The sequence below is a fragment of the Variovorax sp. M-6 genome (genome assembly GCF_052114385.1).
Classification (GTDB): Bacteria; Pseudomonadota; Gammaproteobacteria; order Burkholderiales; family Burkholderiaceae_C; genus Variovorax.
Genome location: NZ_JBFREQ010000047.1, coordinates 1 through 23158, shown reverse-complemented (window position 1 = coordinate 23158; position 23158 = coordinate 1). Strand labels below are relative to the sequence as shown.

20 protein-coding genes, 1 pseudogene and 1 riboswitch are annotated in these 23158 nt (G+C 69.7%); of the genes and pseudogenes, 4 read left to right on the top strand and 17 right to left on the bottom strand.

Annotated elements, in window-relative coordinates; all coding sequences use genetic code 11:
• Positions 1-21: 21 nt before the first annotated feature.
• Together AB4Z46_RS32225 and AB4Z46_RS32220 are read right to left on the bottom strand one after the other, a co-directional pair.
• The gene (locus AB4Z46_RS32225) at positions 22-945 is read right to left on the bottom strand and encodes a UPF0280 family protein (protein WP_442287638.1); all 924 of its coding nucleotides are present in this window, start codon (positions 943-945) and stop codon (positions 22-24) included.
• A 2-nt stretch (positions 946-947) separates the two neighbouring features.
• Positions 948-2573 (bottom strand): 6-hydroxynicotinate reductase, encoded by a 1626-nt coding sequence (locus AB4Z46_RS32220; RefSeq protein WP_442287637.1) that lies wholly within the window; start codon positions 2571-2573, stop codon positions 948-950.
• Positions 2574-2809: 236 nt separating this feature from the next.
• Between AB4Z46_RS32220 and AB4Z46_RS32215 the strand changes: the two genes are divergently transcribed.
• The 3 genes from AB4Z46_RS32215 to AB4Z46_RS32205 are packed head-to-tail and all read left to right on the top strand — an operon-like array spanning position 2810 to position 5518.
• Positions 2810-3583 (top strand): ferredoxin--NADP reductase, encoded by a 774-nt coding sequence (locus tag AB4Z46_RS32215; protein WP_442287636.1) that lies wholly within the window; start codon positions 2810-2812, stop codon positions 3581-3583.
• A 13-nt stretch (positions 3584-3596) separates the two neighbouring features.
• Positions 3597-4373, top strand: coding sequence for a TetR family transcriptional regulator (locus tag AB4Z46_RS32210; protein WP_442287635.1), 777 nt, complete (start codon positions 3597-3599; stop codon positions 4371-4373).
• A complete protein-coding gene (locus tag AB4Z46_RS32205) occupies positions 4319-5518 on the top strand; it encodes an amidohydrolase family protein (protein WP_442287634.1) in 1200 nt (399 codons plus the stop codon). The genes AB4Z46_RS32210 and AB4Z46_RS32205 overlap by 55 nt, the downstream gene beginning before the upstream one ends.
• A gap of 8 nt (positions 5519-5526) precedes the next feature.
• Here the strand turns inward: AB4Z46_RS32205 and AB4Z46_RS32200 are convergent, their stop codons facing one another.
• From AB4Z46_RS32200 to AB4Z46_RS32180, 5 genes are all read right to left on the bottom strand, one after another.
• The gene (locus AB4Z46_RS32200; protein ID WP_442287633.1) at positions 5527-5925 is read right to left on the bottom strand and encodes a GtrA family protein; all 399 of its coding nucleotides are present in this window, start codon (positions 5923-5925) and stop codon (positions 5527-5529) included.
• Positions 5922-6884 (bottom strand): glycosyltransferase family 2 protein, encoded by a 963-nt coding sequence (locus AB4Z46_RS32195; RefSeq protein ID WP_442287632.1) that lies wholly within the window; start codon positions 6882-6884, stop codon positions 5922-5924. The genes AB4Z46_RS32200 and AB4Z46_RS32195 overlap by 4 nt, the downstream gene beginning before the upstream one ends.
• On the bottom strand, positions 6881-8644 hold the full coding sequence (locus AB4Z46_RS32190; protein ID WP_442287631.1) for an ArnT family glycosyltransferase: 1764 nt from the start codon (positions 8642-8644) through the stop codon (positions 6881-6883). Before AB4Z46_RS32190 ends, AB4Z46_RS32195 begins: the two co-directional genes overlap by 4 nt.
• 55 nt (positions 8645-8699) lie before the next feature.
• The gene (metH, locus tag AB4Z46_RS32185; RefSeq protein ID WP_442287630.1) at positions 8700-11453 is read right to left on the bottom strand and encodes a methionine synthase; all 2754 of its coding nucleotides are present in this window, start codon (positions 11451-11453) and stop codon (positions 8700-8702) included.
• Between the two features lie 23 nt (positions 11454-11476).
• A riboswitch (S-adenosyl-L-homocysteine riboswitch) is annotated at positions 11477-11569 on the bottom strand.
• Between the two features lie 8 nt (positions 11570-11577).
• Complete coding sequence (locus tag AB4Z46_RS32180; protein ID WP_442287629.1) at positions 11578-12015, bottom strand: PACE efflux transporter; 438 nt, start codon at positions 12013-12015, stop codon at positions 11578-11580.
• 101 nt (positions 12016-12116) lie between these two features.
• Between AB4Z46_RS32180 and AB4Z46_RS32175 the strand changes: the two genes are divergently transcribed.
• Entirely contained in the window at positions 12117-13004 is an 888-nt protein-coding gene (locus AB4Z46_RS32175; RefSeq protein WP_442287628.1) for a LysR family transcriptional regulator, read from the top strand.
• A gap of 21 nt (positions 13005-13025) precedes the next feature.
• Here AB4Z46_RS32175 and AB4Z46_RS32170 read toward each other — a convergent pair whose 3' ends face one another.
• The 10 genes and pseudogenes from AB4Z46_RS32170 to AB4Z46_RS32125 all read right to left on the bottom strand — a co-directional run.
• Entirely contained in the window at positions 13026-13898 is an 873-nt protein-coding gene (locus AB4Z46_RS32170; RefSeq protein ID WP_442287627.1) for an SH3 domain-containing protein, read from the bottom strand.
• Positions 13899-14066: 168 nt separating this feature from the next.
• Complete coding sequence (locus AB4Z46_RS32165) at positions 14067-15119, bottom strand: homocysteine S-methyltransferase family protein (protein ID WP_442287626.1); 1053 nt, start codon at positions 15117-15119, stop codon at positions 14067-14069.
• Positions 15116-16369, bottom strand: a complete 1254-nt coding sequence (locus AB4Z46_RS32160) for an MFS transporter (protein WP_442287625.1) — start codon at positions 16367-16369, stop codon at positions 15116-15118. Before AB4Z46_RS32160 ends, AB4Z46_RS32165 begins: the two co-directional genes overlap by 4 nt.
• A complete protein-coding gene (locus tag AB4Z46_RS32155) occupies positions 16366-17499 on the bottom strand; it encodes a histidinol-phosphate transaminase (RefSeq protein ID WP_442287624.1) in 1134 nt (377 codons plus the stop codon). Before AB4Z46_RS32155 ends, AB4Z46_RS32160 begins: the two co-directional genes overlap by 4 nt.
• Complete coding sequence (locus AB4Z46_RS32150; RefSeq protein WP_442287623.1) at positions 17496-18875, bottom strand: FAD-binding oxidoreductase; 1380 nt, start codon at positions 18873-18875, stop codon at positions 17496-17498. The genes AB4Z46_RS32155 and AB4Z46_RS32150 overlap by 4 nt, the downstream gene beginning before the upstream one ends.
• A gap of 5 nt (positions 18876-18880) precedes the next feature.
• Entirely contained in the window at positions 18881-19699 is an 819-nt protein-coding gene (hutG, locus tag AB4Z46_RS32145; protein WP_442287622.1) for an N-formylglutamate deformylase, read from the bottom strand.
• Positions 19700-19704: 5 nt separating this feature from the next.
• A complete protein-coding gene (locus AB4Z46_RS32140; protein WP_442287621.1) occupies positions 19705-21087 on the bottom strand; it encodes a formimidoylglutamate deiminase in 1383 nt (460 codons plus the stop codon).
• On the bottom strand, positions 21084-22328 hold the full coding sequence (hutI, locus tag AB4Z46_RS32135) for an imidazolonepropionase (RefSeq protein WP_442287620.1): 1245 nt from the start codon (positions 22326-22328) through the stop codon (positions 21084-21086). The genes AB4Z46_RS32140 and hutI overlap by 4 nt, the downstream gene beginning before the upstream one ends.
• Complete coding sequence (locus AB4Z46_RS32130) at positions 22325-22927, bottom strand: HutD/Ves family protein (RefSeq protein ID WP_442287619.1); 603 nt, start codon at positions 22925-22927, stop codon at positions 22325-22327. The genes hutI and AB4Z46_RS32130 overlap by 4 nt, the downstream gene beginning before the upstream one ends.
• A gap of 21 nt (positions 22928-22948) precedes the next feature.
• Positions 22949-23158: pseudogene (locus AB4Z46_RS32125) on the bottom strand (urocanate hydratase); the annotation flags it as partial.

Genomic DNA, 23158 nt, shown 5'->3' with positions numbered 1-23158 from the left:
GAAAAATAGTCCTGCTTTTCGTTAAGCAAATACTGAACCAACTGCATCGGCCATCGGTTCGCGGCCAGTCCGCGGCAATCCGGGCGAAGCCTTCGAGCTTAAGGGCTGCAGCACCCGCCATTGCCCCTGGCAAACCAGCACCACCGACCACACGAGCCCGTTGCGTTGCAGTGCCTCCGCACGGTCGGCACCCGCATCCAGTGCACGATGCACCTGCGCGGGTGCCAGCACCGCGACATCGGTCGTCACGGGGATGTCGCCGAGGTCGCTGTCGTCCTTGCAGGCGCTGGCGGGCAGGCGGCGGATGCCGGGGTCGTCGACGTTCACCGCGTTGGCGATGACCGTGGCCGCGGCATCGGCCTCGGCCGCCGTGGCCGCGAGCACGGTCACGCTGTCGGCGATGCCGAGCGAGAAGCTGCGCCCGCGCCAGCCGCTGGTGGCGACGCCGCGCACCGGCTGCTCGGCGCGAAGCTCGAACTGGCCATCGGTGGTGATCGGACCCGCGTCCCGCAGATCGAAGCGCGCGAGGTCGGCGAAGAGCCCGACGCGCGCGGATTGCCCCGGTGCGAGATGCAGCGCGATGTCGCCGCCGTTGTTGATCCAGGCGCGTTCGATGCCGGGGCGCTGGTAGCAGGCGATGAGTTCCTGCGCCACCGAGCCGGCGACCGCGGCCATCGGCGTGATGAAGCCGGCGCTGAACGGCGCGCAGGCATTCCACATGCGCTGCGCGATGCGCCCCTGCAGCGCGCACGTCGCACCGACCGGCTGGCGCAGCAAGGGCAGTTCGGCGACCAGTTCGTCCAGCACCTGGGCGAAGCGCCGCCACGCGAGTTCGTGCGCGACCGCGACCTCGACCGCGTCGCCATGGGCCTCGGCGACGATGTCGATCGGGCCGTGGTTGAAGTGCCAGCGCGCACCGTCGAGTGCGCTGCGTTGGGCGCTCATCTTCAGCCCAGCATCGGGGGCTGGCCCAGGGGCCACGGGTTGGCCGGGTCCATGCGCAGCCACTGGCGCGCCAGCGGCGCGCCGTCGTCCTGCCAGGCGCCACGGGCCAGCGCCTGCTCGAGCGAGAACACATGCTCCATGTGGCCGCCCAGCGCCGCGTAGTCGTCGCGCCGCATGCTGAACTCGATCGGCGCCACGATGGCCGGCGTGGGCACCGTGCCGAAGCTGTTGTCGGGCATGCGCAGCACGTCGGCCATCACGGTGATGCCGCCGCCGGGCCACACATAGGCCGGCGCACCGCCGCAGGTCACGTTGACCAGCGCGCGCTTGATGGCGCGCGTGAGCAGCACCGGGTTCTCGGTCACGCCGGCGCGCAGACTGCCGCCCGCACCGCCGAGGAACAGCACCGTGCACAGCGACGGTTCGCAGTTCTCGCCGATGCGATCGACGATGCGCTGCACCTCGGCCGGCATCGGCTGCTCCACCGGCTGCAGCTGCTCGTCGAGCACGTACCACTGCGCGTGCTCGCCGGTGGTCGAGGTCATGAGCAGCCGCAGGCCCGGGCGCGCCACGCCCTCTTCCCAGCCTTCGATGATCGAGAGCGGGTTGTCGATATCGGTGCCGCCCCAGCCGTTGCCCGGGTTCGCGACCTGGAAATAGCGCCCGGGCGTGGACTTGCGCCCGCGCATCTGGATGCCCGAGGACGGCATGTCCAGGCAGCGCCCGGCCTGGTGCTCGGTCAGCACGCCGGTGATGTGGTCGTCGACCACCACCACCTCGTCGGCATGGCCGAAGAGCTGGCGCGCGAAAATGCCGATGGCCGCCGAGCCGCAACCCACGCGCATGCGCTTCTCTTCGATGCCGTTGACGATCGGCGCGCGGCCGGCCTGGATCACCATGCTGGCGCCGCCGTCGATCACGCACTCCACCGCCTTCTTGTTGCCCAGCAGCTGCATCAGCTCGCAGGTCATGCGGCCCTCCTTCTTGCTGCCGCCCGTGAGGTGATGCACACCGCCCAGCGACAGCATCTGCGAGCCGTACTCGGCGGTGGTGACATGGCCGACCACCTCGCCGCGGTAGCGCACGTTGGCCTGTTCGGCGCCGAGGAAGCGGTCGGTGTCGATCTTCACCTTGAAGCTGCAGTAGCTGAAGATGCCTTCGGTCACCACCGTCACCATGTCCACGCCCTGCGCCTTCGAGGCGACGATGAAGGGCGCGGGCTTGTAGTCTGGGTAGGTGGTGGAGGAGCCCACGCCGGTGACGAAGACCTCGTCGGCATGAAGGAGATCGCCGTTCCAGTCGGCGTCCGCCACCGGCGCCTCGGTGCGCTCGGCCTCGCCGGTCTCTCCGCCCGGGCGGGCGAAGGGCACCAGCGCCGGCGCCTCGCTCGCGAGCTCGCGACGCAGCAGCAGCACCGGATCGACCCGCACCAGCACGCCGTCGCGATTGGCGTAGCGGTCGCAGGCGCCGGTGCGCCCCTCGGAGATCTGGCACAGCACCGGACAGGCGTTGCACTCGACCTTGGCCGCATTCATGCGCTCGTTGCGCAGGGGCGCCCGGCCCGTGGCCTCTGGCAACACCGGCATGTCCATGCCGGGCAGTCCGTCTGTCTTGGTGTGTTCGGTCATCGCGGGTATCTCGTGGGTTCAGGCCGGCAGGGAGTGCAACATCTGTGCCGGCGACCTGCTTGCAACTGCGCTTGTGCTGGAACTGACGTTTGTGTAGCATTCCCTACACCTTCATGTGGTGAACACTACATTCAAGATCAATGTAGCAAACGGACTCGATACTGGCAATGGTGTTTTCGCTGGCATCGCCGACAATTGGTGCATCCCTTTTTCGTTCATAACCATTCCTGACCCCTATGAGTGCATTCAGCGAAGAACGTGTGCTGAGCGTCCACCACTGGACCGACCGCCTGTTTACCTTCACGACCACCCGCGATCCGGCCCTGCGTTTCTCGAACGGCCACTTCACGATGATCGGCCTGAAGGTCAACAACAAGCCCCTGCTGCGGGCCTACAGCATCGTGAGCCCGAACTACGAGGAGCACCTGGAGTTCCTGAGCATCAAGGTCGAGGAAGGCCCGCTGACCTCGAAGCTGCAGCACATCCAGATCGGCGACACCGTCATCGTGGGCCGCAAGCCGACCGGCACGCTGCTGATCGACTACACGCTGCCGGGCAAGCGGCTCTATCTGTTCGGCACCGGCACCGGCCTGGCACCGTTCATGAGCATCATCCGCGACCCCGACACCTACGAGAAGTTCGAGCAGGTCATCCTGGTGCACGGCGTGCGCCAGATCGACGAGCTCGCCTACCACGACCTCGTGACGGACCACCTGCCCAAGCACGAGATCCTGGGCGAGATGATCGAAAAGCAGTTGCTCTACTACCCGACCGTGACGCGCGAGGAGTTCCGCAACATGGGCCGCATCACCGAGCTGATCGAGAGCAACAAGCTCACCGACGACCTCGGCCTGCCGCCGCTCAATGCCGCCGAAGACCGCGTGATGCTGTGCGGCAGCCCGGGTCTGCTGGTCGACCTCAAGCACATCCTCGAGGCGCGCGGCTTCAAGGAAGGCAACACGTCGACGCCGGGCGACTTCGTGGTCGAGCGCGCCTTCGCCGAGAAGTAGTCCGAAAGCCGCGATGGCCGAGCCCAAGGCAGCCGCGCGCAAGAGCGCACCCAAGCCCGCGACGCGACGCACCGGCGTGCGCGAGGCCTCCGCGCAGGCCACGCGCGAGAGCATCCTGCGCGCAGCGACCAAGGTGTTCGCGAAGTACGGCTTCGATGGCGGCAGCGTCGAGAAGATCTCGAAGGCCGCGAAGTCGTACGACCGCATGATCTACTACTACTTCGGCAGCAAGGAAGGCCTGTTCATCGCGGTGCTCGAGGGCATCTACCGGCGGATGGACGATGCCGAAGCCGCGATCGACCTCGACGCGTCCCGGCCGGTGGAGTCGCTCAGCGCGGTGATCCGCTTCGTGCTCGGCTACTACCGCAAGAACCCCGAGTTCGTCACGCTGCTGAACACCGAGAACCTGCACAAGGGCCGGCACATCGCGAAGTCGCTGCGGGCCCGCGAATATTCGTCGCGGGCGATCACGGTCATCCAGGAGATCCTCGCCAGCGGCGTCGAGCAAGGCCTGTTCCGCGACGACGTGGCGGCGCGCGACCTGTACCTGCTGATCGCGTCGACCGGCTATTTCTACACGTCGAACCGGCACACGCTGACGGCCTTCCTGGGCGAGCCCCTCGAAACGCCGGAAGCCGTCGCACACTGGGAAAACTTCGTGATCGAGACCGTGCTGCGCACGGTCGATGCCGGAGCTCCCGAAGAAGATACAACGCAACCCCACGAGGTCAAGAAATGGCAGAAGTCGCAACCGGCGCCAAGTCGGGCAAGGTCGTCATCCGGAACATAGGTCTGCTGCTCTCGGGCGACATCGACCGGCCGATCCTCGACGCCGACACCATCGTCGTCAACGACGGCCTGATCGTCGCGGTCGGCAAGGAAAAGGACTGCGACCTCGAAGGCGCCCAGACCGTCATCGACGTGAAGAAGACCTGCGTCGCGCCGGGCCTGATCGACAGCCACGTGCACCCGGTGTTCGGCGACTGGACGCCGCGCCAGGGCCAGATCGGCTGGATCGATTCGACGATGCACGGCGGCGTGACCACGATGATCTCCGCCGGCGAGGTGCACCTGCCCGGCCGGCCCAAGGACATCGTCGGCCTGAAGGCGCTGGCCATCACGGCGCAGCGCGCCTTCGACAATTTCCGGCCCGGCGGCGTCAAGGTGCTGGCCGGCGCGCCCGTCATCGAGAAGGGCATGGTCGAGAGCGACTTCAAGGAACTGGCAGAGGCCGGCGTCGGCCTGCTCGGCGAGGTCGGCCTGGGTTCGGTCAAGGCCGGCTACGAGGCCAAGGAGATGGTGGCCTGGGCCCGCAAGTACGGCATCCAGAGCACGATCCACACCGGCGGCCCGTCGATCCCGGGCTCGGGCCTGATCGACAAGGACGTGGTGCTCGAGGCCGACGCCGACATCATCGGCCACATCAACGGCGGCCACACCTCGCTGCCCGAGGCGCACGTCTGCGAGCTGTGCGAGAAGTCGTCGCGCGCGATCGAGATCGTGCACAACGGCAACGAGCGCGTCGCCATCGCGGCGGCCAAGGCAGCGCTCGATCTCAAGTGCCCGCACCGCGTGATCCTCGGCACCGACGGCCCCGCGGGCTCGGGCGTGCAGCCGCTGGGCATCCTGCGCATGGTGGCGATGCTGTCGTCGATCGCCAACATCCCGGCCGAGCTGGTGTTCTGCTTCGCCACCGGCAACACGGCGCGCATCCGCAAGCTCAACTGCGGGCTGATCGAAGTCGGCCGCGACGCCGACTTCGTCTTCATGGACCGGGCGCAGCATTCGCCCGCGGTCGGCCTGCTCGAAAGCGTGCGGCTCGGCGACATCCCGGGCGTCGGGATGGTGATGATCGACGGCATCGTGCGCTGCGGACGCAGCCGCAACACGCCGCCGGCGACCGAGATTCCGGTGGTGGTGTCAGGCGCGCACTGACAGCGCGCTCAAGGCTTGTGCGATGCGCCGAACACCAGGAAGCGCGCCGACAGGAAGTTGACCGCCAGCCCGGCGCAGCTTCCGAGCGCGACGCCGAGCGCCGGGGCCAGCGGACCGGCCAGCCAGTGCAGGGTCAGCACATACACCGAGTAGTTGACCAGCGCGCCGCCCAGCATGGTCAGCAGGTAGTGGGCGTACTCGCGCGCCAGCGAGACGCCCGGGCGCCGGCCGGCAAAGGTGTAGCGCCGGTTCAGCGCCCAGGTGGCGCTGGCCGCGGCGATGAAAGAGACCACGCGCGCGCCATACCAGCCGAACAGCGGCGCCAGCAGGTAGAGCACGCCGAGATCGACGCCCAGGCCGACCACGCCCACCACCGAGAACGACAGGAACTCGCGCCCCAGCCTCATGGCCTGACGCGCTCGCGCACGCCCGGGATGGAGAGGTAGCACAGGCGCTTGGCCTCCTGGCGCCCGATGGTCACGGTGTGCAGCACCACGCCGCAGACGAAGGACAGCATCGCGACCAGCATGGTGCCGGTCACCAGCACCGCGGTCGGCAGCCGCGGGACCAGGCCGGTCTGCAGGTAGGTGACGACCAGTGGCTCGGCGATGATCACCGACGCCAGCGCCAGCAGGGCGGCGATGCCGGCGAAGAACTGCAGCGGCCGCTCGCTCACGAACAGCTTGCAGATGGTCTTCAGGATGCGCCAGCCGTCGCGGTAGGTCGACAGCTTGCTTTCCGAGCCCTCGGGCCGCGAGCGGTAAGGCACCGGCACCTCGGCGAAGGGCATGCGCAGTTCGAGCGCGTGCACGGTCAGCTCGGTCTCGATTTCGAAGCCTTCCGACACCGCCGGAAACGACTTGGCATAGCGCCTTGAAAAGACGCGGTAGCCCGAGAGCATGTCGGTCAGGCGGCCGCCGAAGAGGCTGGCCACCGCGCCGGTCAAGAGCGCGTTGCCGAAGCGATGGCCGCGGCGGTAGGTCTGCTGGTCGGCGCGGTCGTCGACGCGCGAGCCGACCACCATGTCGAGGTTGCCCTCCACCATCATCTCGATCAGGCGGCGCACCTCGCCGACATCGTAGGTGGCGTCGCCGTCGACCATCACATAGACGTCGGCCTCGACGTCCGCGAACATCCGGCGCGCCACGTTGCCCTTGCCGCGCAGCGCGACGTGCGTCACGGTCGCGCCGCAGGCCCGGGCCACGGCCGCGGTGTCGTCGGTCGAGTTGTTGTCGAAGACATGGATCTCGGCCTCGGGCAGCGCGGCGCGGAACTCGTCCACCACCTGCGCGATGGCGAGCGCCTCGTTGAAGCACGGGATCACGGCTGCGATGCGCAGGCCGCTCAGGTCAGGGCGATCGGTCATTCTTTGGTGGGCAGGATACGGTAGGCCTTGGCACCGGCTTTTTCGTACATCAAGGCGAAATGGTCAAGGAAGCCGGGCTGGGCTTCGAGCAGCGGGGCGCTTCCGGCGCCCACCGCGATCGCCTCGAAGCCCAGGCTGTACAGCTTGCGCGCGAATTCGGCCGGCGGCAGGACGATGAAGTCGGAATAGCGCCAGGGCCCGATCGCGTCGCCCCACACTGGTGCGGGTCCATAGTAGGTCGCTTCGCTGAGCGCGATCTGGTAGACGCGCCCGGTCGCGTGCTCGCGCAGGTAGTTCATGACGGCATAGCCGGGCACCTGCGCCTCGAGGAAGGCGGTGCGCTCGGCCGGCGTGGTCGCGATCGCGGCCACGCTGCGCCGCGTCATGTAGAACGAGCCCCCGACCCCGATCACCACCAGCAGCACGCCAAGACAGCGGCCGGCGCGGTCGAGCGTGCCCCGGGCGTTCCAGCGCGGCAGCGTGCGGCGCAGCCAGCCGGCCAGGCCGCCCAGCAGCGCCTGCCAGCCCACCACCGAGACCAGCGCGATCAGCGGCACCGACGCCGCCAGGTAGCGCGGATAGCGCGAAGTCAGGGCCCAGACACCCAGCGAATAGACGCTGAAGACCGCTGCCGCACGCACGGCGGGCGAGCGCTTCCAGAGCAGGCCGAGCGGTGCGAACAACACGCCCCAGAGGAAGCCGTTGGGCCACGCGGCGTGGGCCTGCACGTCGTCGAACTGGTTCTTGTAGTCGGCCAGGTTCCAGTTGGTGAAGCCGAACACGCGTGCGCCGATCGGGTTGAAAGGGTCGCCGGTCAGCACGGCGTTGCGCGCGTACCAGTAGATGCAGGGGATCAGGAAGCACACGAGCGCCAGGGCCCAGACCTTGAGCCTGCGTTCGCGCCGCACCACGAACAGCGCCACCAGCGGCAGCACCGTCAGGGCCTGGTACTTGGAGCCCGCGGCGATGCCGAGAAAGAAGGCCGCGAGCGCCAGCCAGCGCGGCCCGCGCACCGGATCGTCGGACTCGCCCCACCACCACAGGACCGTGCAGGCCGCGAGCACGAAGAGCGCGACGCTGATGTCGATCAGCGCGCTTTCGTAGTCGCCGATGCCGAGCCAGATCGCGGCGGCGATGAGGCCGGTCACCCGGCTCGCATGCTGCACGCCCAGCCGGTAGACCATCCCCACCGAGAGCCAGCCCGCGAGGCCGCTCAGCAGGTGCGGCAGCACGTCGTCGCCCACGAGGAGCCCGCCGGCATGGATCAGGTTGTAGTTGTACGGGAACCAGGGGTAGCGCAGCCACTCGTGGACGCCGAGTCGGCCGCTTTGCGCCACCTCGCGCGCCATGGGCAGGTGGTACATCAGCTCGTCGAAGGCGGCCGGCGGCGCCAGCGGCTCGACCAGCGCCGGCAGCGCGGTCAGCGCGAGCACCAGCAGCGCCAGCTTCTCGACGAAGGTCCAGGCCGCCTCCCGCTCGCGCGAGCGCAGTTCGCGCAGCCAGGCCGGCGCCTGCACGCCGGCCGCCAGCACGCCGGCCGCGACCACGCCGATCACCGCGCCCCGGGTGAACAGGCCGGCGATGGCGATCGCCTGGAAGACGCAGACGAAGATCCCGAGCCCGGCCGCGGCGGCCATCGCGGCCTCGAGCCACACATCGCGCCGCGCGGGCACGCCGATGCGCGCCAGCAGCGCCCGGCCGAAACCCCAGCAGCCGACCACGAAGACCGCCAGCGCCGCATAGTGCGTGGCCGCAAACATCAACTTCTGAATAGGAACTCCCGCTCGCCGTTCACCCAGTCAACGGCTTCCAGTGTCAAAGATTCGGCGCCAGCAGGCGCTCGAGATCCGCCTCGCTCTGGTCGCGCCGCGCCGCCTGGTCCTGCAACTGGTCGTGCCCGATCTTGCCGACGTTGAAATAGGTCGCGTCGGGGTGGCTCAGGTAGAAGCCGCTCACGCTGGCGGCCGGCATCATCGCGAGGCTGTCGGTCAGCGTCATGCCGATGTCCGCGCAGTTCAGCAGGTCGAACATCGGCCGCTTCACGCTGTGGTCCGGGCAGGCCGGATAGCCGGGCGCGGGCCGGATGCCGCGGTACTTCTCGCCGATCATCTGCTCGTTGCTCAAGGCCTCGTCGGCCGCGTAGCCCCACAGGTCGGTGCGCACGCGGTGGTGCAGCGCTTCGGCGAAGGCCTCGGCCAGGCGGTCGGCCAGGGCCTTCAGCATGATGGCCGAATAGTCGTCGAGGTCGTCGATGAAGTACTTCTCCTTCTTCTCGACGCCCAGGCCGGCGGTGACCGCGAACACGCCCACGTAGTCCTTCAGGCCGCTCGCTCGCGGTGCGACGAAGTCGGCCAGGCAGCGGCTGGGCCGCATCACGCCCTCGATTTCATGCTTCTCGGTCTGCTGGCGCATGCCGTACCAGGTCATGGCGACTTCGGTGCGCGACTCGTCGGTATAGAGCACGATGTCGTCGTCGTTCTCGGTGTTGGCCGGCCAGAAGCCGATCACGCCGCTGGCAGTGAGCCAGCGGCCCTCGATCAGCCGCTTGAGCATGCGCTGGCCGTCGGCGTAGACGCGCACCGCCTCGGTGCCGACCACCTCGTCCTTGAGGATCGCCGGAAACGGGCCCGCGAGGTCCCAGGTCTGGAAGAAGGGCCCCCAGTCGATGTACTTCGCCAGCTCGGTAAGGTCGAAGTTCTTGAACACACGCCGTCCGATGAACTTCGGCACCGGCGGCACATAGGCCGACCAGGCGATCGGGGTCTTGTTGGCGCGCGCCTTGGCCAGCGGCCACAGCGGAACCTGCTTCTTGTTGGCGTGCTGGTGGCGCACCTTGTCGTAGTCGGCGTTGATCTCGTTGATGTAGTTCGCCGCCTGGTCCGACAGCAGCGACTGCGCCACGCTCACGCTGCGCGAGGCGTCGGGCACGTAGACCACCGGCCCTTCGTAGTGCGGCGCGATCTTGACCGCCGTGTGCACCCGGCTGGTGGTGGCGCCGCCGATCAGCAAGGGGATCTTCTTGATCCGGAAATGCTCGTCCTTCTGCATCTCGCCGGCGACGTACTGCATCTCCTCGAGGCTCGGCGTGATCAGGCCCGAGAGCCCGACGATGTCGGCGCCCTCGACCTTGGCGCGCGCGAGGATCTCGTGGCAGGGCACCATCACGCCCATGTTCACGACCTCGAAGTTGTTGCACTGGAGGACCACGGTGACGATGTTCTTGCCGATGTCGTGGACGTCGCCCTTGACGGTGGCGATGACGATCTTGCCCTTGGTGCGGACGTCGCGGCCGGCCGCCTCGTCCTGGCGCTTTTCTTCTTCGATGTAGGGAATCAGGTGGGCCACCGCGGACTTCATCACGCGGGCCGACTTCACCACCTGCGGCAGGAACATCTTGCCCTGGCCGAACAGGTCGCCGACGATGTTCATGCCGTCCATCAGCGGCCCTTCGATCACGTGCAGCGGACGGCCGCCCCTGGCCAGGACCTGCTGGTAGGCCTCTTCCGTGTCTTCCACGATGAAGTCGGTGATGCCGTGCACCATGGCATGCGCGAGCCGCTGGTTGACGTGCACCGGCTGCTCGGGCGTGCCGCGCCACTCGAGCTTCTTGCTCTCGTCCTTGGCGCCGCTCTTGGCGGTCTCGGCGACCTCGACCAGGCGCTCGCCGGCGTCGGGACGGCGGTTCAGCACCACGTCTTCCACGCGCTCGCGCAGTTCGGGCTCGAGGTCGTCGTACACGCCCACCATGCCGGCGTTGACGATGCCCATGTCCATGCCGGCCTGGATCGCGTGATACAGGAAGACGGTGTGGATGGCTTCGCGCACCGGATCGTTGCCGCGGAAGCTGAAGCTCACGTTGGAGACGCCGCCCGACACCTTGGCGCCCGGCAGGTTGGCCTTGATCCAGCGCACCGCGTTGATGAAGTCGACCGCGTAGTTGTTGTGCTCCTCGATGCCGGTGGCGATCGCGAAGATGTTCGGGTCGAAGATGATGTCCTCGGGCGGGAAGCCGATCTCGTCGACCAGCAGGCGGTAGGCCCGCTCGCAGATCTCGATCTTGCGCTCGTAGGTGTCGGCCTGGCCCTTCTCGTCGAAGGCCATCACGACCGCCGCCGCACCGTAGCGCCGCAGCAGGCGGGCCTGGTGGCGGAACGAGTCCTCGCCCTCCTTCATGCTGATCGAGTTGACGATGCCCTTGCCCTGGATGCAGCGCAGGCCGGCCTCGATCACCTCCCACTTCGAGCTGTCGACCATGATCGGCACCCGCGCGATGTCGGGCTCGGAAGCGATCAGGTTCAGGAAGCGCACCATCGCGGCCTTGCTGTCGAGCATGGCCTCGTCCATGTTGATGTCGATCACCTGGGCGCCGTTCTCGACCTGCTGGCGCGCGACGGCCAGCGCTTCCTCGAACTGGCCGTTGAGGATCATCCGGGCGAAGGCCTTGGAGCCGGTGACGTTGGTGCGCTCGCCGATATTGACGAACAGCGTGCCCTGGCCGATCTGCACCGGCTCGAGGCCGGACAGTTTCATCGGGGGCGGGTTCTGGGACGCGGAGGAATCGGTTGGCATGGGCTCACCTGCAGGACATTGGGGTCAGGCGAGCGTCGTTGCACTCCAGGGACTGGAAGCCCAAGCCTGACGCGGCCGCCCGGATGGACGGCGGCGCTGCAACGCTCCTTGGGAGCCGCGGATTTTACGCCGGCTGGGCGGCGCCGGCGGCCGATGCCGGCAAGCCGAAGATGGCATCGAAGGCCCAGTTGAAGACAAAGGTGTAGACCAGGAAGAAAACGACCAGTCCCAGGTCCATCACCAGCGCCTCCCACAGGCTCACGTCCAGCCACCAGGCGAATATCGGCACCAGGAAGGCCACCAGGCCGCCCTCGAAGCCGATCGCATGGGCGACGCGGCGGCGCACGCTGCGGCCGCGCACGGCCTGGCGCGACTCCCAGCGCTCGAACAGGGCGTTGAACGTGAGGTTCCAGAGCACCGCGATGACCGAGGCAATGACCGCCAGCACCCCCGAGTGGCCCAGGCCCTGGCCCGACATCAGCGCCAGCCCCGCGCTGGCCACGACGATGGCGATGCCCTCGTAGAGGCTGATGTAGACGACGCGGCGCTTGAGCCCTTGCATGAAATTCGATCCTGTGTTGATGGGTATTGAGAGGTACTTTATGTTCGATTCCCTGATATATAAAGTTATCTTCTTTCAATTCAACTGATAGATCGGCGCCCATGAGCTTTTCCAGCGACAACGTGGAGGTGTTTCTCGCGGTCATCGACCACGGTTCTTTCTCGGCCGCGGCGCGGGCCCTGGGCCGGGTGCCCTCGGCGGTCAGCATGGCGATCGCCCATCTCGAGGCCGAGCTCGACCTGCTGCTGTTCGACCGCAGCGGCCGGGAACCGCAGCCCACCGAGGCGGCGCGTTCGCTGGAACCGCAGGCGCGCCTGCTGGCGGCGCAGCTCAAGCAGCTCCAGGTGCAGGCGCTGGCGCTCACCCGGGGGCTGGAGAACCGGCTCACGCTCGCGATCGCGCCCGAACTGCTCGCTGCGCCCTGGAGCGGCCCGCTGGCCGCCCTGGCGAACGAATACCCGCTGCTGGAGGTCGAGGTGCTGGCCGCGCCCCAAGCCGACGCGCTGGCCCTGCTGCACAGCGGCCGGGCGCAACTGGCGCTGGTGTTCGAGCGCCCCAGCCTCGATGGCCGGGAGGGCTTTCAGGAGGTGGCCAGCGACACCATGGTGGCCGTGATGGCGCCCGACCACCCGGTGCTGGCCGCGGCCGGCGGCCGGCTGCGCGAGGAGCACCTGACGACCACGCGGCAGATCGTGGTCGCCGGGCGCGACCTGGCCACCAGCGACCCGCGCTTCGTCTTCGCGCGGCACGTCTGGCGCACCGACAACGCGCTGGCCGCGCTGAGCCTGATCACCGCCGGCCTGGGCTGGGGCTGGCTGCCGCGCAACTTCGCCCGGCCGCACGTGGCAGCGGGCGCGCTGGTGGAGATTCCGTTCGAGAACCTGTCGAACGGGCTCGACCTGTGGGTCGACGTGGTGTGGTCGCGCGAGCGGCCGCTGGGCCTGGGCGCCCAGCGCTTCGTGGCGCTGATCGCTCGCAAGAAGGACTGACGGCGCGCCGGTCGGCTCCGCCTAGCGGTCGGAACCGCCGCGCCCGCCGTGGCCACCACCGTTGCCGCCGCCTCCATGGCCACCGCCATGGCCACCACCGTTGCCCCCGCCTCCATGGCCACCACCGTTGCCCCCACCTCCTTGGCCGCCGCCATGGCCCCCGCCGCCATGACCACCGCCTTGGTCCCACCCCCCGCGGCCACCGCCTCCGTGGCCACCTCCGCCACCGTGCCCAGGCGGTCGTCCACCTGTCTGGGCGCCTTGGCCGGGCGGACGGGCGCCCGGAGGCCGCTGTCCCCAGTCGTGGGGCGGACGCACGCCCGACGGCGGCGGGTGAAAGCCGGGTGCCGGCGGCGGGCGGAAGCCCGGTACTGGAGGCGGCCGGAAGCCCGGCGGATGCGGCTGGTAGCCCGGCCACGGGTTGGGACGCCAGCCCGGAACCGGCGGCGGCGGCGGGCGCCAGCCCGGAACCGGTGGCGGCGGCGGCCGGCCGCCCCACCAGCGCGGCTGGTTGTACCAGGGGCGGTCGCGGTAGTAGTTCGACCAGTAGCTGCCGATCGCGAAGGTCACGAGGGGCACGCCGATGATCGCGCCATAGGTCGCCAACGGCACCCGCTGCTCCTGGTAGGCGTACTCGAGGCTCGCGGCATAGGACCAGCCGCGAAGACCGTCGGGCAGCACCACGTCGCACCAGCCGTAGCCGGCGGTGCAGCCCATCACCTCCAGCGACTGCCCGGGTGCCAGCGAGGCCACCAGCGGGTAGTTGTCGCCCGGGCCGGCGCGCAGGTTGACGGGCCCGCGCGTGAACGCCTGCTGGGCCGTCGCGGCCAAGGGCAGCATCAGCGCCATCGCGCCGAGGCCGAACCATCGCAGCGCCTTGTTGTTGTCGTTCATCCGGTATTCCTTTGCGGTCCAGGGTAGAGGGGGCATCGACACGCCGTCAATCGGCAACGGCCTTCACCAACAACGCTCCAGCGCGCGCGTTCGCGCACGCGAGGAACGTTTGGAGAGCTTCTTCATCCCGGCTTCACATGCGCCGGGGCCGCGCGGGTCGGGCGCCGTTCAGGCCGGCGCCGCTTCGCTGTAGAAGGCGGCGCGGTGCAGGCTGCGGCCCGCGAGCGGCGCCACGGCTTCGCCGATGGCCGCGATGTGCTCGGGCGTGGTGCCGCAGCAGCCGCCGACGATGTTGACCAGCCCCTCGGCCGCGAATTCGTGCAGCAGCCGCGAGGTGACGTCGGGCGTCTCGTCGAAGCCGGTTTCGCTCATCGGGTTGGGCAGGCCGGCGTTGGGATAGCAGCTGATGAAAGTGTCGTCGGCGACGCGCGCCAGTTCCTGGATGTAGGGCCGCATCAATGCGGCGCCCAGCGCGCAGTTGAGCCCGATGGCCAGCGGCCGCGCATGGCGCACGCTGTGCCAGAAGGCCGTCACGGTCTGGCCGCTCAGGATGCGGCCCGAGGCGTCGGTCACGGTGCCGCTGATGATCAGCGGCAGCCGCTCGCCACTGGCCTCGAAATACTCGTCGATCGCGAACAGCGCGGCCTTGGCGTTCAGCGTGTCGAAGATGGTCTCGACCAGCAGCACGTCGGAGCCGCCCTCGACCAGCGCCTCGACCTGCTCGTAGTAGGAGGCGCGCAGTTCCTCGAAGCTCACATTGCGGGCTCCGGGGTCGTTGACGTCGGGGCTGATGCTGGCGGTCTTGGGCGTCGGGCCGAGGGCGCCGGCGACGAAGCGCGGCTTGTCCGGCGTGCTGAACTTGTCGCAGGCGGCGCGTGCGAGCTTCGCGGATTCGAGGTTCATCTCGCGCGCCAGGTCGGCCATCTTGTAGTCCTCCTGCGCGATGCGAGTGGCGCCGAAGGTGTTGGTCTCGACCAGGTCGGCGCCGGCCGCGAGATAGCCTTCGTGGATGTCGCGGATCACGTCGGGCCGGGTCAGCGAGAGCAGTTCGTTGTTGCCCTTGACGTCGCGCGGGAAGTCCTTGAAGCGTTCGCCGCGGTATTGTTCCTCGGTCAGCCTGAACCGCTGGATCATCGTGCCCATCGCGCCGTCGAGAATGGCGATGCGTCGGGCAAGGATGGCGGGGAGTTGTTGGGCGCGGGTGTAGACGACAGGCTTCATGGGCCGATTGTAGGAAGCGGCGCCGGTCCGACCGCGGCGCCGGGTCTTGGCCGCCAGCGCGCCGCCCGGGCCAGGCACAGCGCCGAGAGCAGCGCCAGGGCCGCGCTGGCGGCGATCGGCCAGGCGTAGCTGCCGCGCAGATCGAACAGAAGCCCGGCCGCGCTGGCGCCGAACAGCGCCGCCACACCCACGCCGATGTACAGCGCGCCGAGGATCGCCCCGAGCTGCCGGGTGCCGAACCAGCCCGCGGCCACCGCCGGGTAGAGCGCGATGCAGCCGCCGTTGGCGGCGCCGAACAGGAGCGTGAAGACGACCAGCGCCGCGAAGCTTCCGGCACCGAACCAGACGCCGTTGAGCAAGGCGAGTGCGAGCGTGAGCAGCAACAGCAGGCGCTGCGGCCCGAGCCGATCGCCGAGGCCGCCCAGGAACAGCCGACCCAGCACGTTGCCAACGCCGATCAGGCCGATCAGCAAAGTGGCGCTGTCCGCCGCGATGCCTTGCGCGCGCGCCGCCGGCGCGACGTGGACCAGCGCGACGAAGAGCCCGACCGAGCCGGTGGCGATCGCCGCGAAGTACCACCAGAAGCGCGCCTGCCTGATCGCATCGCGCAACCGCTCGCCGTCCTGCGGCAGGGCCTGCGACGGCAGGGATCCGGGATCGTCGCCGTCGGGCAGCAGGCCCAGGTCCTGCGGCCGGGCGCGCATCGCCATGGCCGCGCCCAGGCCCAGCACCGCGATGCCGAGCGCGAAGATCTGCATCGTCGCCTGCCACGACCCGTGGCGCAGCAACAGGCCGGCCGCCACCGGGCCGACGAAGGTGCCGATGCCGGTACCGGCCAGCGCCAGGCCCGAGGCGCGGCTGCGCTGGCGCACGAACCAGCGCTGCACCGCCGCCACCGCCGGCACGTAGACCAGGCCGACGCCCAGTCCCGCGAACAGGCCGAAGACGACGAACAAGGCGGCCAGCGAGGGCGCCACGCTGGCCAGCGCGAACCCCACGGCCAGCAGCACGATGCCGGCCGCGACGACCTTGCGCAGCGAGTAGCGGTCGGCCAGTGCGCCCGAGAAGGCGCCCACCAGGTAGTAGAGGAAAGCGGTGACGGAAAAGAGCGAGGCCACCGAGAAGCGGCCGGCATCGAAGGTGGCCTGGATGCCTTCGAGGAAGGCACCGAAGGAGTAGGCGGCGCCGAACACCACCGCCAGCAGCACGTGCGTGGCCGCCACCACGCCCCAGCCCCTGAAGAGGGTCACGGCGTTGCTTCGACGATCTCGCGCAAGGCGCGCAGGAAGCGCTCGTTGTCCGCCGGCGTGCCGATCGACACCCGGATGAAGGTCTCGAAGCCGGGCTCCTTCCAGGGCTTGGCGATGATGCCGCGCGCCAGCAGGGCCTCGTTGACCGGGCCGTTCGGACGCCCGAGGTCGATGAACAGGAAGTTCGCCGCCGACGGCGCGATCCGCATCCCGGGCAGCGCCAGCGCGTGCAGTTGCGCCACCAGCGTGTCGCGGTACCGCACAGTCTCGCGCACGGCATGGGCCATGAAGGGCTCGTCGCCCCACGCGGCCAGCGCGGCGGCCTGCGCCGCCTGATTGACGTTGAAGGGCGTGCGCACGCGGTCGAGCAACTGCACCAGCGCGGCGTCCGAGGCGATGCCGTAGCCGACGCGCAGCCCGGCCAGGCCCCAGGCCTTGGAAAAGGTGCGCAGCACGATCCAGGGCCGCTGCTGGTCGCGCAGTGCGGCCAGGGCATCCGGGAAGCCGGGCGCGAGGCGTGCGTACTCGTAGTAGGCCTCGTCCAGCACCAGCAGCGTGCCGGCCGGCGTGGCCGCGAGCAGGCGCTGGAAGGCGGCCGCATCGAACATGCAGCCGACCGGGTTGGACGGGTTGGCGATCATCGCGATCTTGGGCCCGCGCGCCAGCGCTTCGCACCAGGCATCGAGGTCGAATTCGAGCGCGGGTGTCAGCGCCAGCGCCTCGACCTCGGCCCCCATCATGCGCGGGAAGATCTCGTGCAGCCCGAAGCCGGGACGCTGCGTGAGCACCCGGTCGCCCGGCGAAAGCAGGGCCAGGCACAGCATCTGCAGGATGTCCTCGGAGCCGCAGCCGATCACGATCTGGCCGGCCTCGGCGCCGCAGCGCCCGGCGATCTCGGTGCGCAGTGCGGTGCAGGCCGCGTCGGGATAGTTGTTGACCTGCTGCGCCAGGCCGACCAGCGCCTGCGCCACCGCCGGACTGGCGCCGAAGGGGTTCTCGTTGCTCGCCAGACGGCTGATCTCGCTGACGCCGTAGCGCGCGCGCACCACGTCCGAGGACAGGCCGGCGTTGTAGGGCGGCAGCGGCGCGACTTCGGGACGGGCGAGGCCTTGGAGTGGAGATGCGTTCATAGGTCGAATACCTTGCCGGGATTGAGAAGGTGGAGGGGATCGAGCGCGTGCTTGATCGCACGCATGGCGGCCAGCTCGGCCGGCGTGCGGCTCGCCGACAGATAGGGTTTCCTGTGCAGGCCGATGCCATGCTCGGCCGAGACGCTGCCGCCGAACGCGGCGACCCGTTCGTAGACCAGCGCTTCGATCTGCGCCTCCTGGCCGCCGATCGAGCGGCCGTCGGTCGAGATGTGCAGGTTGCTGTCGCCCACGTGGCCGAAGAAGAGCGAGTGGTGGCCCGGCCAGCGCGCATCGAAGGCGCTGCGGCAGGCGTCGGCGAAACGGCCGATCTCGGCCATCGGGAGGCTGACATCGAAGTTGATCGGCGGATGCATGTGCACCGGCAGCTCGGCGGTGGCTTCGCGGATCTTCCAGAACGCCTGGACCTGCGCCTGCGACTGGGCGATGGCCGCATCGCCCGCCTGTCCGGCTTCCATCGCCTCGCCCAGCGTCTCTTCGAGGGCCGTGCGCAGCGAGGCCTCGTCGTCGCCGACCACGTCGATCAGCGCCGCCAGTGGATGCACCGCCTCGAAGGGCTCGCGCAGCCCTTGCCATTTCAGCGAGGTCTCGACGAAGTCGCGCCACATGAGTTCGAAGGCCGCCACCGCGCGCGGGAAGCGCGCCTGCAGCCGGCCCAGCAGCGCCAGTGCGGCGTCGAAATCGGTGAGTGCAACCAGCGCGGTCGCGCGGGCGCGGGGCGCCGGGTACAGGCGCAGCACCGCGCGCGTGATCACGCCCAGCGTGCCCTCGGCACCGATGAAGAACTGCTTGAGGTCGTAGCCCGTGTTGTTCTTGAGCATGGGCCGCAGCATCGGCAGCACGCTGCCGTCGGCCAGCACCACCTCGAGGCCCAGCGTCTGCTCGCGCATCATGCCGAACTGCAGCACGCCGTTGCCGCCGGCATTGGTCGACAGGTTGCCGCCGATCTGGCAGGAACCGCGCGCGCCGAGGTCGACGCCGAACTGCAGGCCCTGCGCGGCGGCGGCCTCCTGCACCGCCGACAGCGTGGCGCCGGCCTGCACCGTCACGGTGGAAGCCGTCGCATCGACCGACTCGATGGCGTTCATGCGGTCGAGCGAGAGCGCGATGGCATCCGCGCTCGGCACCGCCGCGCCCGCAAGCCCGGTGAGGCCGCCCTGCGGCACCACCGACACGCGGTACTCGCCGCACAGGCGCAGCACCGCCGAGACTTCTTCCGTGCTGCGCGGGCGCACCAGGGCCAGCGGCGCGACGGGCGGCGCGCCGCTCCAGTCGGTGTGGTGGCGCGCGGGGATGGCGTCGCCGGTCTGCACGCGATCGGCGCCGACGGACCGGGCCAGCGCGGCGAGGAAGTCCATGCCGTTCAGCCCTGGCGACGTTCGACGAAGTCCAGCACCGCTTCGAGCATGCGCCGCACGTGCGGCTGCACGCGGGCGGCGCGCTCGGGCAGGTAGTCGAAGGGCAATGCCTCCTGCATGTAGCTGCATTGCGTCATCTCGAGCTGCACCGCATGCACGCCTTGCGCGGGCCGGCCGTGCTGGCGCGTGATGTAGCCGCCGGTGAAGCGGCCGTTGAGCACCGAAGTGAATCCCGGCGCCTGCCCGGCGATGTCGAGCAGCGACTGCGCCAGTGCCGGATCGCAACTGGCGCCCTGGGCGGTGCCGAGGTTGAGGTCGGGCAGCTTCCCGTCGAAGAAGCGCGGCAGCACGGAACGGATCGAATGCGCGTCCCACAGCGCCGCAACGCCATGCAGCGATTTCAGGCGTTCGAGCTCGCTCGCGAGCTGCCGGTGGTAGGGCTGCCAGATGGCCTCGCGACGTTGCGCGATCTCGGCTTCGTCGGGCACATCGCCGGCCGCATAGATCGGCGTGTCGTCGAAGGTGTCGACCGGACACAGGCCGGTGACGCTCTGGCCCGGATAGAGGCTTGCGCCGTCGGGCGCCCGGTTGAGGTCGACCACGTAGCGCGAATGCGTGGCGATCAGCACCGAGGCGCCGAGTTCGTCCGCAAAGTCGTACAGGCGCTCGAGATGCCAGTCGGTGTCGGGCACCTGGCGCGCCTCGTCGGTGAAGCGCGCCGCGAGCTGCGGCGGAACATAGGTCCCGACGTGCGGCATCGAGATCAGCAAGGGGCGCTTGCCGGGGTGAAAGCGGAAGGGGGGTTCGGTGGTGACGGTGCTCATGGGATTCAATCCTCGAGAAGTTGGGTGCGCGCGGCCACGAAGGCGGCCACGGCTTCGTCGTGCAAGGCGTGGCGCCCGCCGGCGACGCGCGTCTGGCCGGCCACCCACACGGCATCGATGGCGGAGGTGCGGTGGCTGGCGAAGACGTGGGCCGAGAGCATGTCGGGCGCGGCGAGTCCCTGCAGCGCGAGGTGGCGGGCATCGAGCGCGACGAAGTCGGCCTGCTGCCCCACCGCCAGGCCGTCGACGGCGCGGCCCGCGGCCTGCGCGCCGCCCCGCACGGCCGCCAGCGTGAGCGCGGTCGCGACCTGGGGGTGCGACGCATCGGCGCCCACGTTGCGCTGTCGCGTGGCCAGGCGCTGGCTGTACTCCAGCATGAGCAGTTCCTCCGCTGCGTTGACGCAGGCGTGGCTGTCGGAACCGACGCCCCAGGCACCGCCGTGATGGCGCCAGGCCGCGAAGTCGAAGATGCCGTCGCCGAGATTGGCCTCGGTCGTCGGGCACAGGCCGGCGACCGCGCCGCTGGTCGCCGCGCGCCGGTACTCGTCCGCATCCATGTGCGTGGCATGGACCAGGCACCAGCGCGCATCGACCGGCGCATGGTCGAGCAGCCAGGCCACGGGGCGCTGCCCGCTCCACGACAGGCAGTCGTCCACCTCCTTGGTCTGCTCGGCGATGTGGATGTGGATCGGCGATGTGGGATCGAGTGCATCGAGGCCTGCGAGCGCATCGCGCAATGCATCAGGCGCAACGGCGCGCAGGGAATGCGGCGCGAGGCCCAGGCGCGCGCCTTGCGCGTCGCACGCCGGCTTCAACGCGTCGAGCAGGCGAAGCATCGATTCGGTCGACCGGATGAAGCGGCGCTGTCCCTCGTTGGGCGGCAGGCCGCCGAAGCCGCTGGACTGGTAGAGCACGGGCAGCAGGGTGAAGCCGATGCCCGTGCGCTGGGCGGCGCGCAGCAGCGCAAGGCTCAGGCTCGCGTCGTTCGCGTAGGGACGGCCGTCCGTGTCGTGGTGCACATACTGGAATTCGCACACGCTCGTGTAGCCGGCTTCGAGCATCTCGGCATAGAGCCACGTGGCGATGGCCTCCATGTGCTGCGGCGCGAGGCGCGCGGCAAAGCGGTACATGAGCGTGCGCCAGCTCCAGAAGCTGTCCTGCTGCTCGGCGCGGTGCTCGGTGAGGCCCGCGAAGGCTCTCTGGAAGGCGTGCGAATGCAGGTTCGGCGTGCCGGGGATCACCGGGCCTGTCGCCGCGGGCGTGCCGGACGGCCGCGCCGCATCGGGCTGCACCTGCGTGAGCTGGCCGGCCTCGTCCCAGGCCAGCAGCACGTTCTTCGACCAACCGGTCGGCAGCAGCGCATCGGCCGCGAACAGCGTGCGCGTCATGCGGCTTGCTCCACGGCGACGCGGCCCTGTCGGACCACGCAGCGCACCGGCCGCTGGCCGAACCAGTAGGCGAGTTCCGCGGCCTCGCGCACGTTCCAGAGCACGAAGTTGGCCGGCTGCCCCAGGTGCAGCGCGCCATGCGTCTGCTGCAGGCCCAGCGCGCGCGCCGCATGGCGGGTGACGCCGGCCAGCGCCTCGGGCACCGTGAGGCGGAACAGGGTGCAGGCCATGTTGACCATCAGCAGCAGGCTCAGCGCCGGCGAGGTGCCGGGATTGTGGTCGGTGGACACCGCCATCGGCACGCCGGCCGCGCGCAGCGCCTCGATCGGCGGCAGATGGGTGTCGCGCAGCGTGTAGTAGGCGCCGGGCAGCAGCACGGCCACCGTGCCGGACTCGCGCATCGCGGCGATGCCGTCGGCCGACAGGTGCTCGATGTGGTCGCAGGACAGCGCGCCGTAGCGCGCCGCCAGCGCGGCGCCGCCCATGTCCGACAGCTGCTCGGCATGCAGCTTGACCGGCAGGCCCAGCGCCTTGGCCGCCTGGAACACACGCTCGGTCTCGGCCAGCGAGAAGGCGATGCGTTCGCAGAACACGTCGACCGCATCGACCAGGCCTTCTGCGGCCAGCGCCGGCAGCATCTCGTTGCAGACGAGGTCGATGTAGTCGCCGCTGCGGCCCGCGTACTCGGGCGGCAGCGCGTGGGCGCCCAGAAAGGTGGTGCGCACCGTGACGCCATAGGCCTCGCCGAGCCGGCGCGCGACGCGCAGCTGCTTGCGCTCGTGTTCCAGCGCGAGCCCGTAGCCCGACTTGATCTCGATGGCGCAGACGCCGTCGGCGAGCAGCTGTTCGAGGCGCGGCGCAGCCTGCGCGTAGAGCGTGTCTTCGTCGGCCTCGCGCGTGGCGCGCACCGACGACACGATGCCGCCACCGGCTTTCGCCACCTCTTCGTAGCTCGCGCCGGCGAGCCGCATCGCGAACTCGTTGGCGCGCTGGCCGCCATAGACCAGGTGCGTATGGCAATCGACCAGACCGGGCGTGACGAGGGCACCGCCGCCGTCGAAGCGCGGCAGCGCGGCGAACTGGGCGGGCAGCGATGCGCGTTCGCCGACCCAGGCGATCTTCCCGTCGGCCACGGCGATCGCGGCCTCGGCCAATGGGGTGTCGTCGCCGGCGAGCGCACCGGGCGCGAGCCGCAGGTGCGTCCAGACGCCGTCGGCGGAAGGGAGCGCGGAGAAGTTCATGCGGATCCACCCATGGTGGCTGTACTTGTGGTTGTCGATTCGAGCCGCACCGCGATGAGTGCGGCATCGGCGTCCTGTGGAAGTGCCCGCCATCCTTGCGAGCCGCCGTCCCACCACACGCCTTCGCCCGGCCCGCAGTCGAAGGCCTCGAGCTGCCAGCGGCCGCCAAGGACCATCAGCAGGCCGCGCTCGGCGGGCGCGATGTCGCCGCGCTCGCGCAGCAGCCGCAGATCGGCGCTGACGCGGCCACGGCGCGTCATGAGGTTGAAGTCGGTCGACGTGCCGCCGAGCAGATCGCAGTCCAGCGCCGCATCGCCGGCGAAGGCGAACGGCACATGCGGCAGGTCGAGCCGATGGTCGATGCGGCCGTCCTGCGAATGCAGGCGCACGCCGGCGCCTTCGAGCAGCATGATCACGCGGTCGATGCCCGCAAAGGCGGAGAACGGACCGGGCCGGTCGATGGTCGCGATGCTCACGCGCCAGTCGAAGCCGTCCATGTCCGCGCCCGCCGGCGAGCAGACGATCTCGCGCGTGGTGCCGCCGCCGTTCTTCCACGGCGAGGCGGCCAGCGAGGCGATGTCGAAGCGTTGGAGTGCCACGTGCCGGGCTCCTCGCGCGGCCTACTTGATCATCGGCAGGTTGAGGCCCTGCTTCTTCGCGGTCGCGATCGCGATGTCGTAGCCGGCATCGGCATGGCGCATCACGCCGGTGGCGGGGTCGTTCCACAGCACGCGCGCGAGGCGCTTGGCCGCGGCGTCGGTGCCGTCGGCCACGATCACCACGCCCGAATGCTGCGAGTAGCCCATGCCCACGCCGCCGCCATGGTGCAG

Bases quoted from the DNA above. Each gene is read 5' to 3' on its own strand.
- hutI (WP_442287620.1), bottom strand. From the start codon at position 22,328: ATGAACTTCTCCGCGCTCCCTTCCGCCGACGGCGTCTGGACGCACCTG.
- AB4Z46_RS32190 (WP_442287631.1), bottom strand. From the start codon at position 8,644: ATGTTTGCGGCCACGCACTATGCGGCGCTGGCGGTCTTCGTGGTCGGC.
- AB4Z46_RS32220 (WP_442287637.1), bottom strand. From the start codon at position 2,573: ATGACCGAACACACCAAGACAGACGGACTGCCCGGCATGGACATGCCG.
- AB4Z46_RS32170 (WP_442287627.1), bottom strand. From the start codon at position 13,898: ATGAACGACAACAACAAGGCGCTGCGATGGTTCGGCCTCGGCGCGATG.
- AB4Z46_RS32165 (WP_442287626.1), bottom strand. From the start codon at position 15,119: ATGAAGCCTGTCGTCTACACCCGCGCCCAACAACTCCCCGCCATCCTT.
- AB4Z46_RS32195 (WP_442287632.1), bottom strand. From the start codon at position 6,884: ATGACCGATCGCCCTGACCTGAGCGGCCTGCGCATCGCAGCCGTGATC.
- AB4Z46_RS32205 (WP_442287634.1), top strand. From the start codon at position 4,319: ATGGCAGAAGTCGCAACCGGCGCCAAGTCGGGCAAGGTCGTCATCCGG.
- AB4Z46_RS32200 (WP_442287633.1), bottom strand. From the start codon at position 5,925: ATGAGGCTGGGGCGCGAGTTCCTGTCGTTCTCGGTGGTGGGCGTGGTC.
- AB4Z46_RS32175 (WP_442287628.1), top strand. From the start codon at position 12,117: ATGAGCTTTTCCAGCGACAACGTGGAGGTGTTTCTCGCGGTCATCGAC.
- hutG (WP_442287622.1), bottom strand. From the start codon at position 19,699: ATGAGCACCGTCACCACCGAACCCCCCTTCCGCTTTCACCCCGGCAAG.
- AB4Z46_RS32225 (WP_442287638.1), bottom strand. From the start codon at position 945: ATGAGCGCCCAACGCAGCGCACTCGACGGTGCGCGCTGGCACTTCAAC.
- AB4Z46_RS32155 (WP_442287624.1), bottom strand. From the start codon at position 17,499: ATGAACGCATCTCCACTCCAAGGCCTCGCCCGTCCCGAAGTCGCGCCG.
- AB4Z46_RS32210 (WP_442287635.1), top strand. From the start codon at position 3,597: ATGGCCGAGCCCAAGGCAGCCGCGCGCAAGAGCGCACCCAAGCCCGCG.
- AB4Z46_RS32215 (WP_442287636.1), top strand. From the start codon at position 2,810: ATGAGTGCATTCAGCGAAGAACGTGTGCTGAGCGTCCACCACTGGACC.
- AB4Z46_RS32140 (WP_442287621.1), bottom strand. From the start codon at position 21,087: ATGACGCGCACGCTGTTCGCGGCCGATGCGCTGCTGCCGACCGGTTGG.
- AB4Z46_RS32180 (WP_442287629.1), bottom strand. From the start codon at position 12,015: ATGCAAGGGCTCAAGCGCCGCGTCGTCTACATCAGCCTCTACGAGGGC.
- AB4Z46_RS32150 (WP_442287623.1), bottom strand. From the start codon at position 18,875: ATGGACTTCCTCGCCGCGCTGGCCCGGTCCGTCGGCGCCGATCGCGTG.
- metH (WP_442287630.1), bottom strand. From the start codon at position 11,453: ATGCCAACCGATTCCTCCGCGTCCCAGAACCCGCCCCCGATGAAACTG.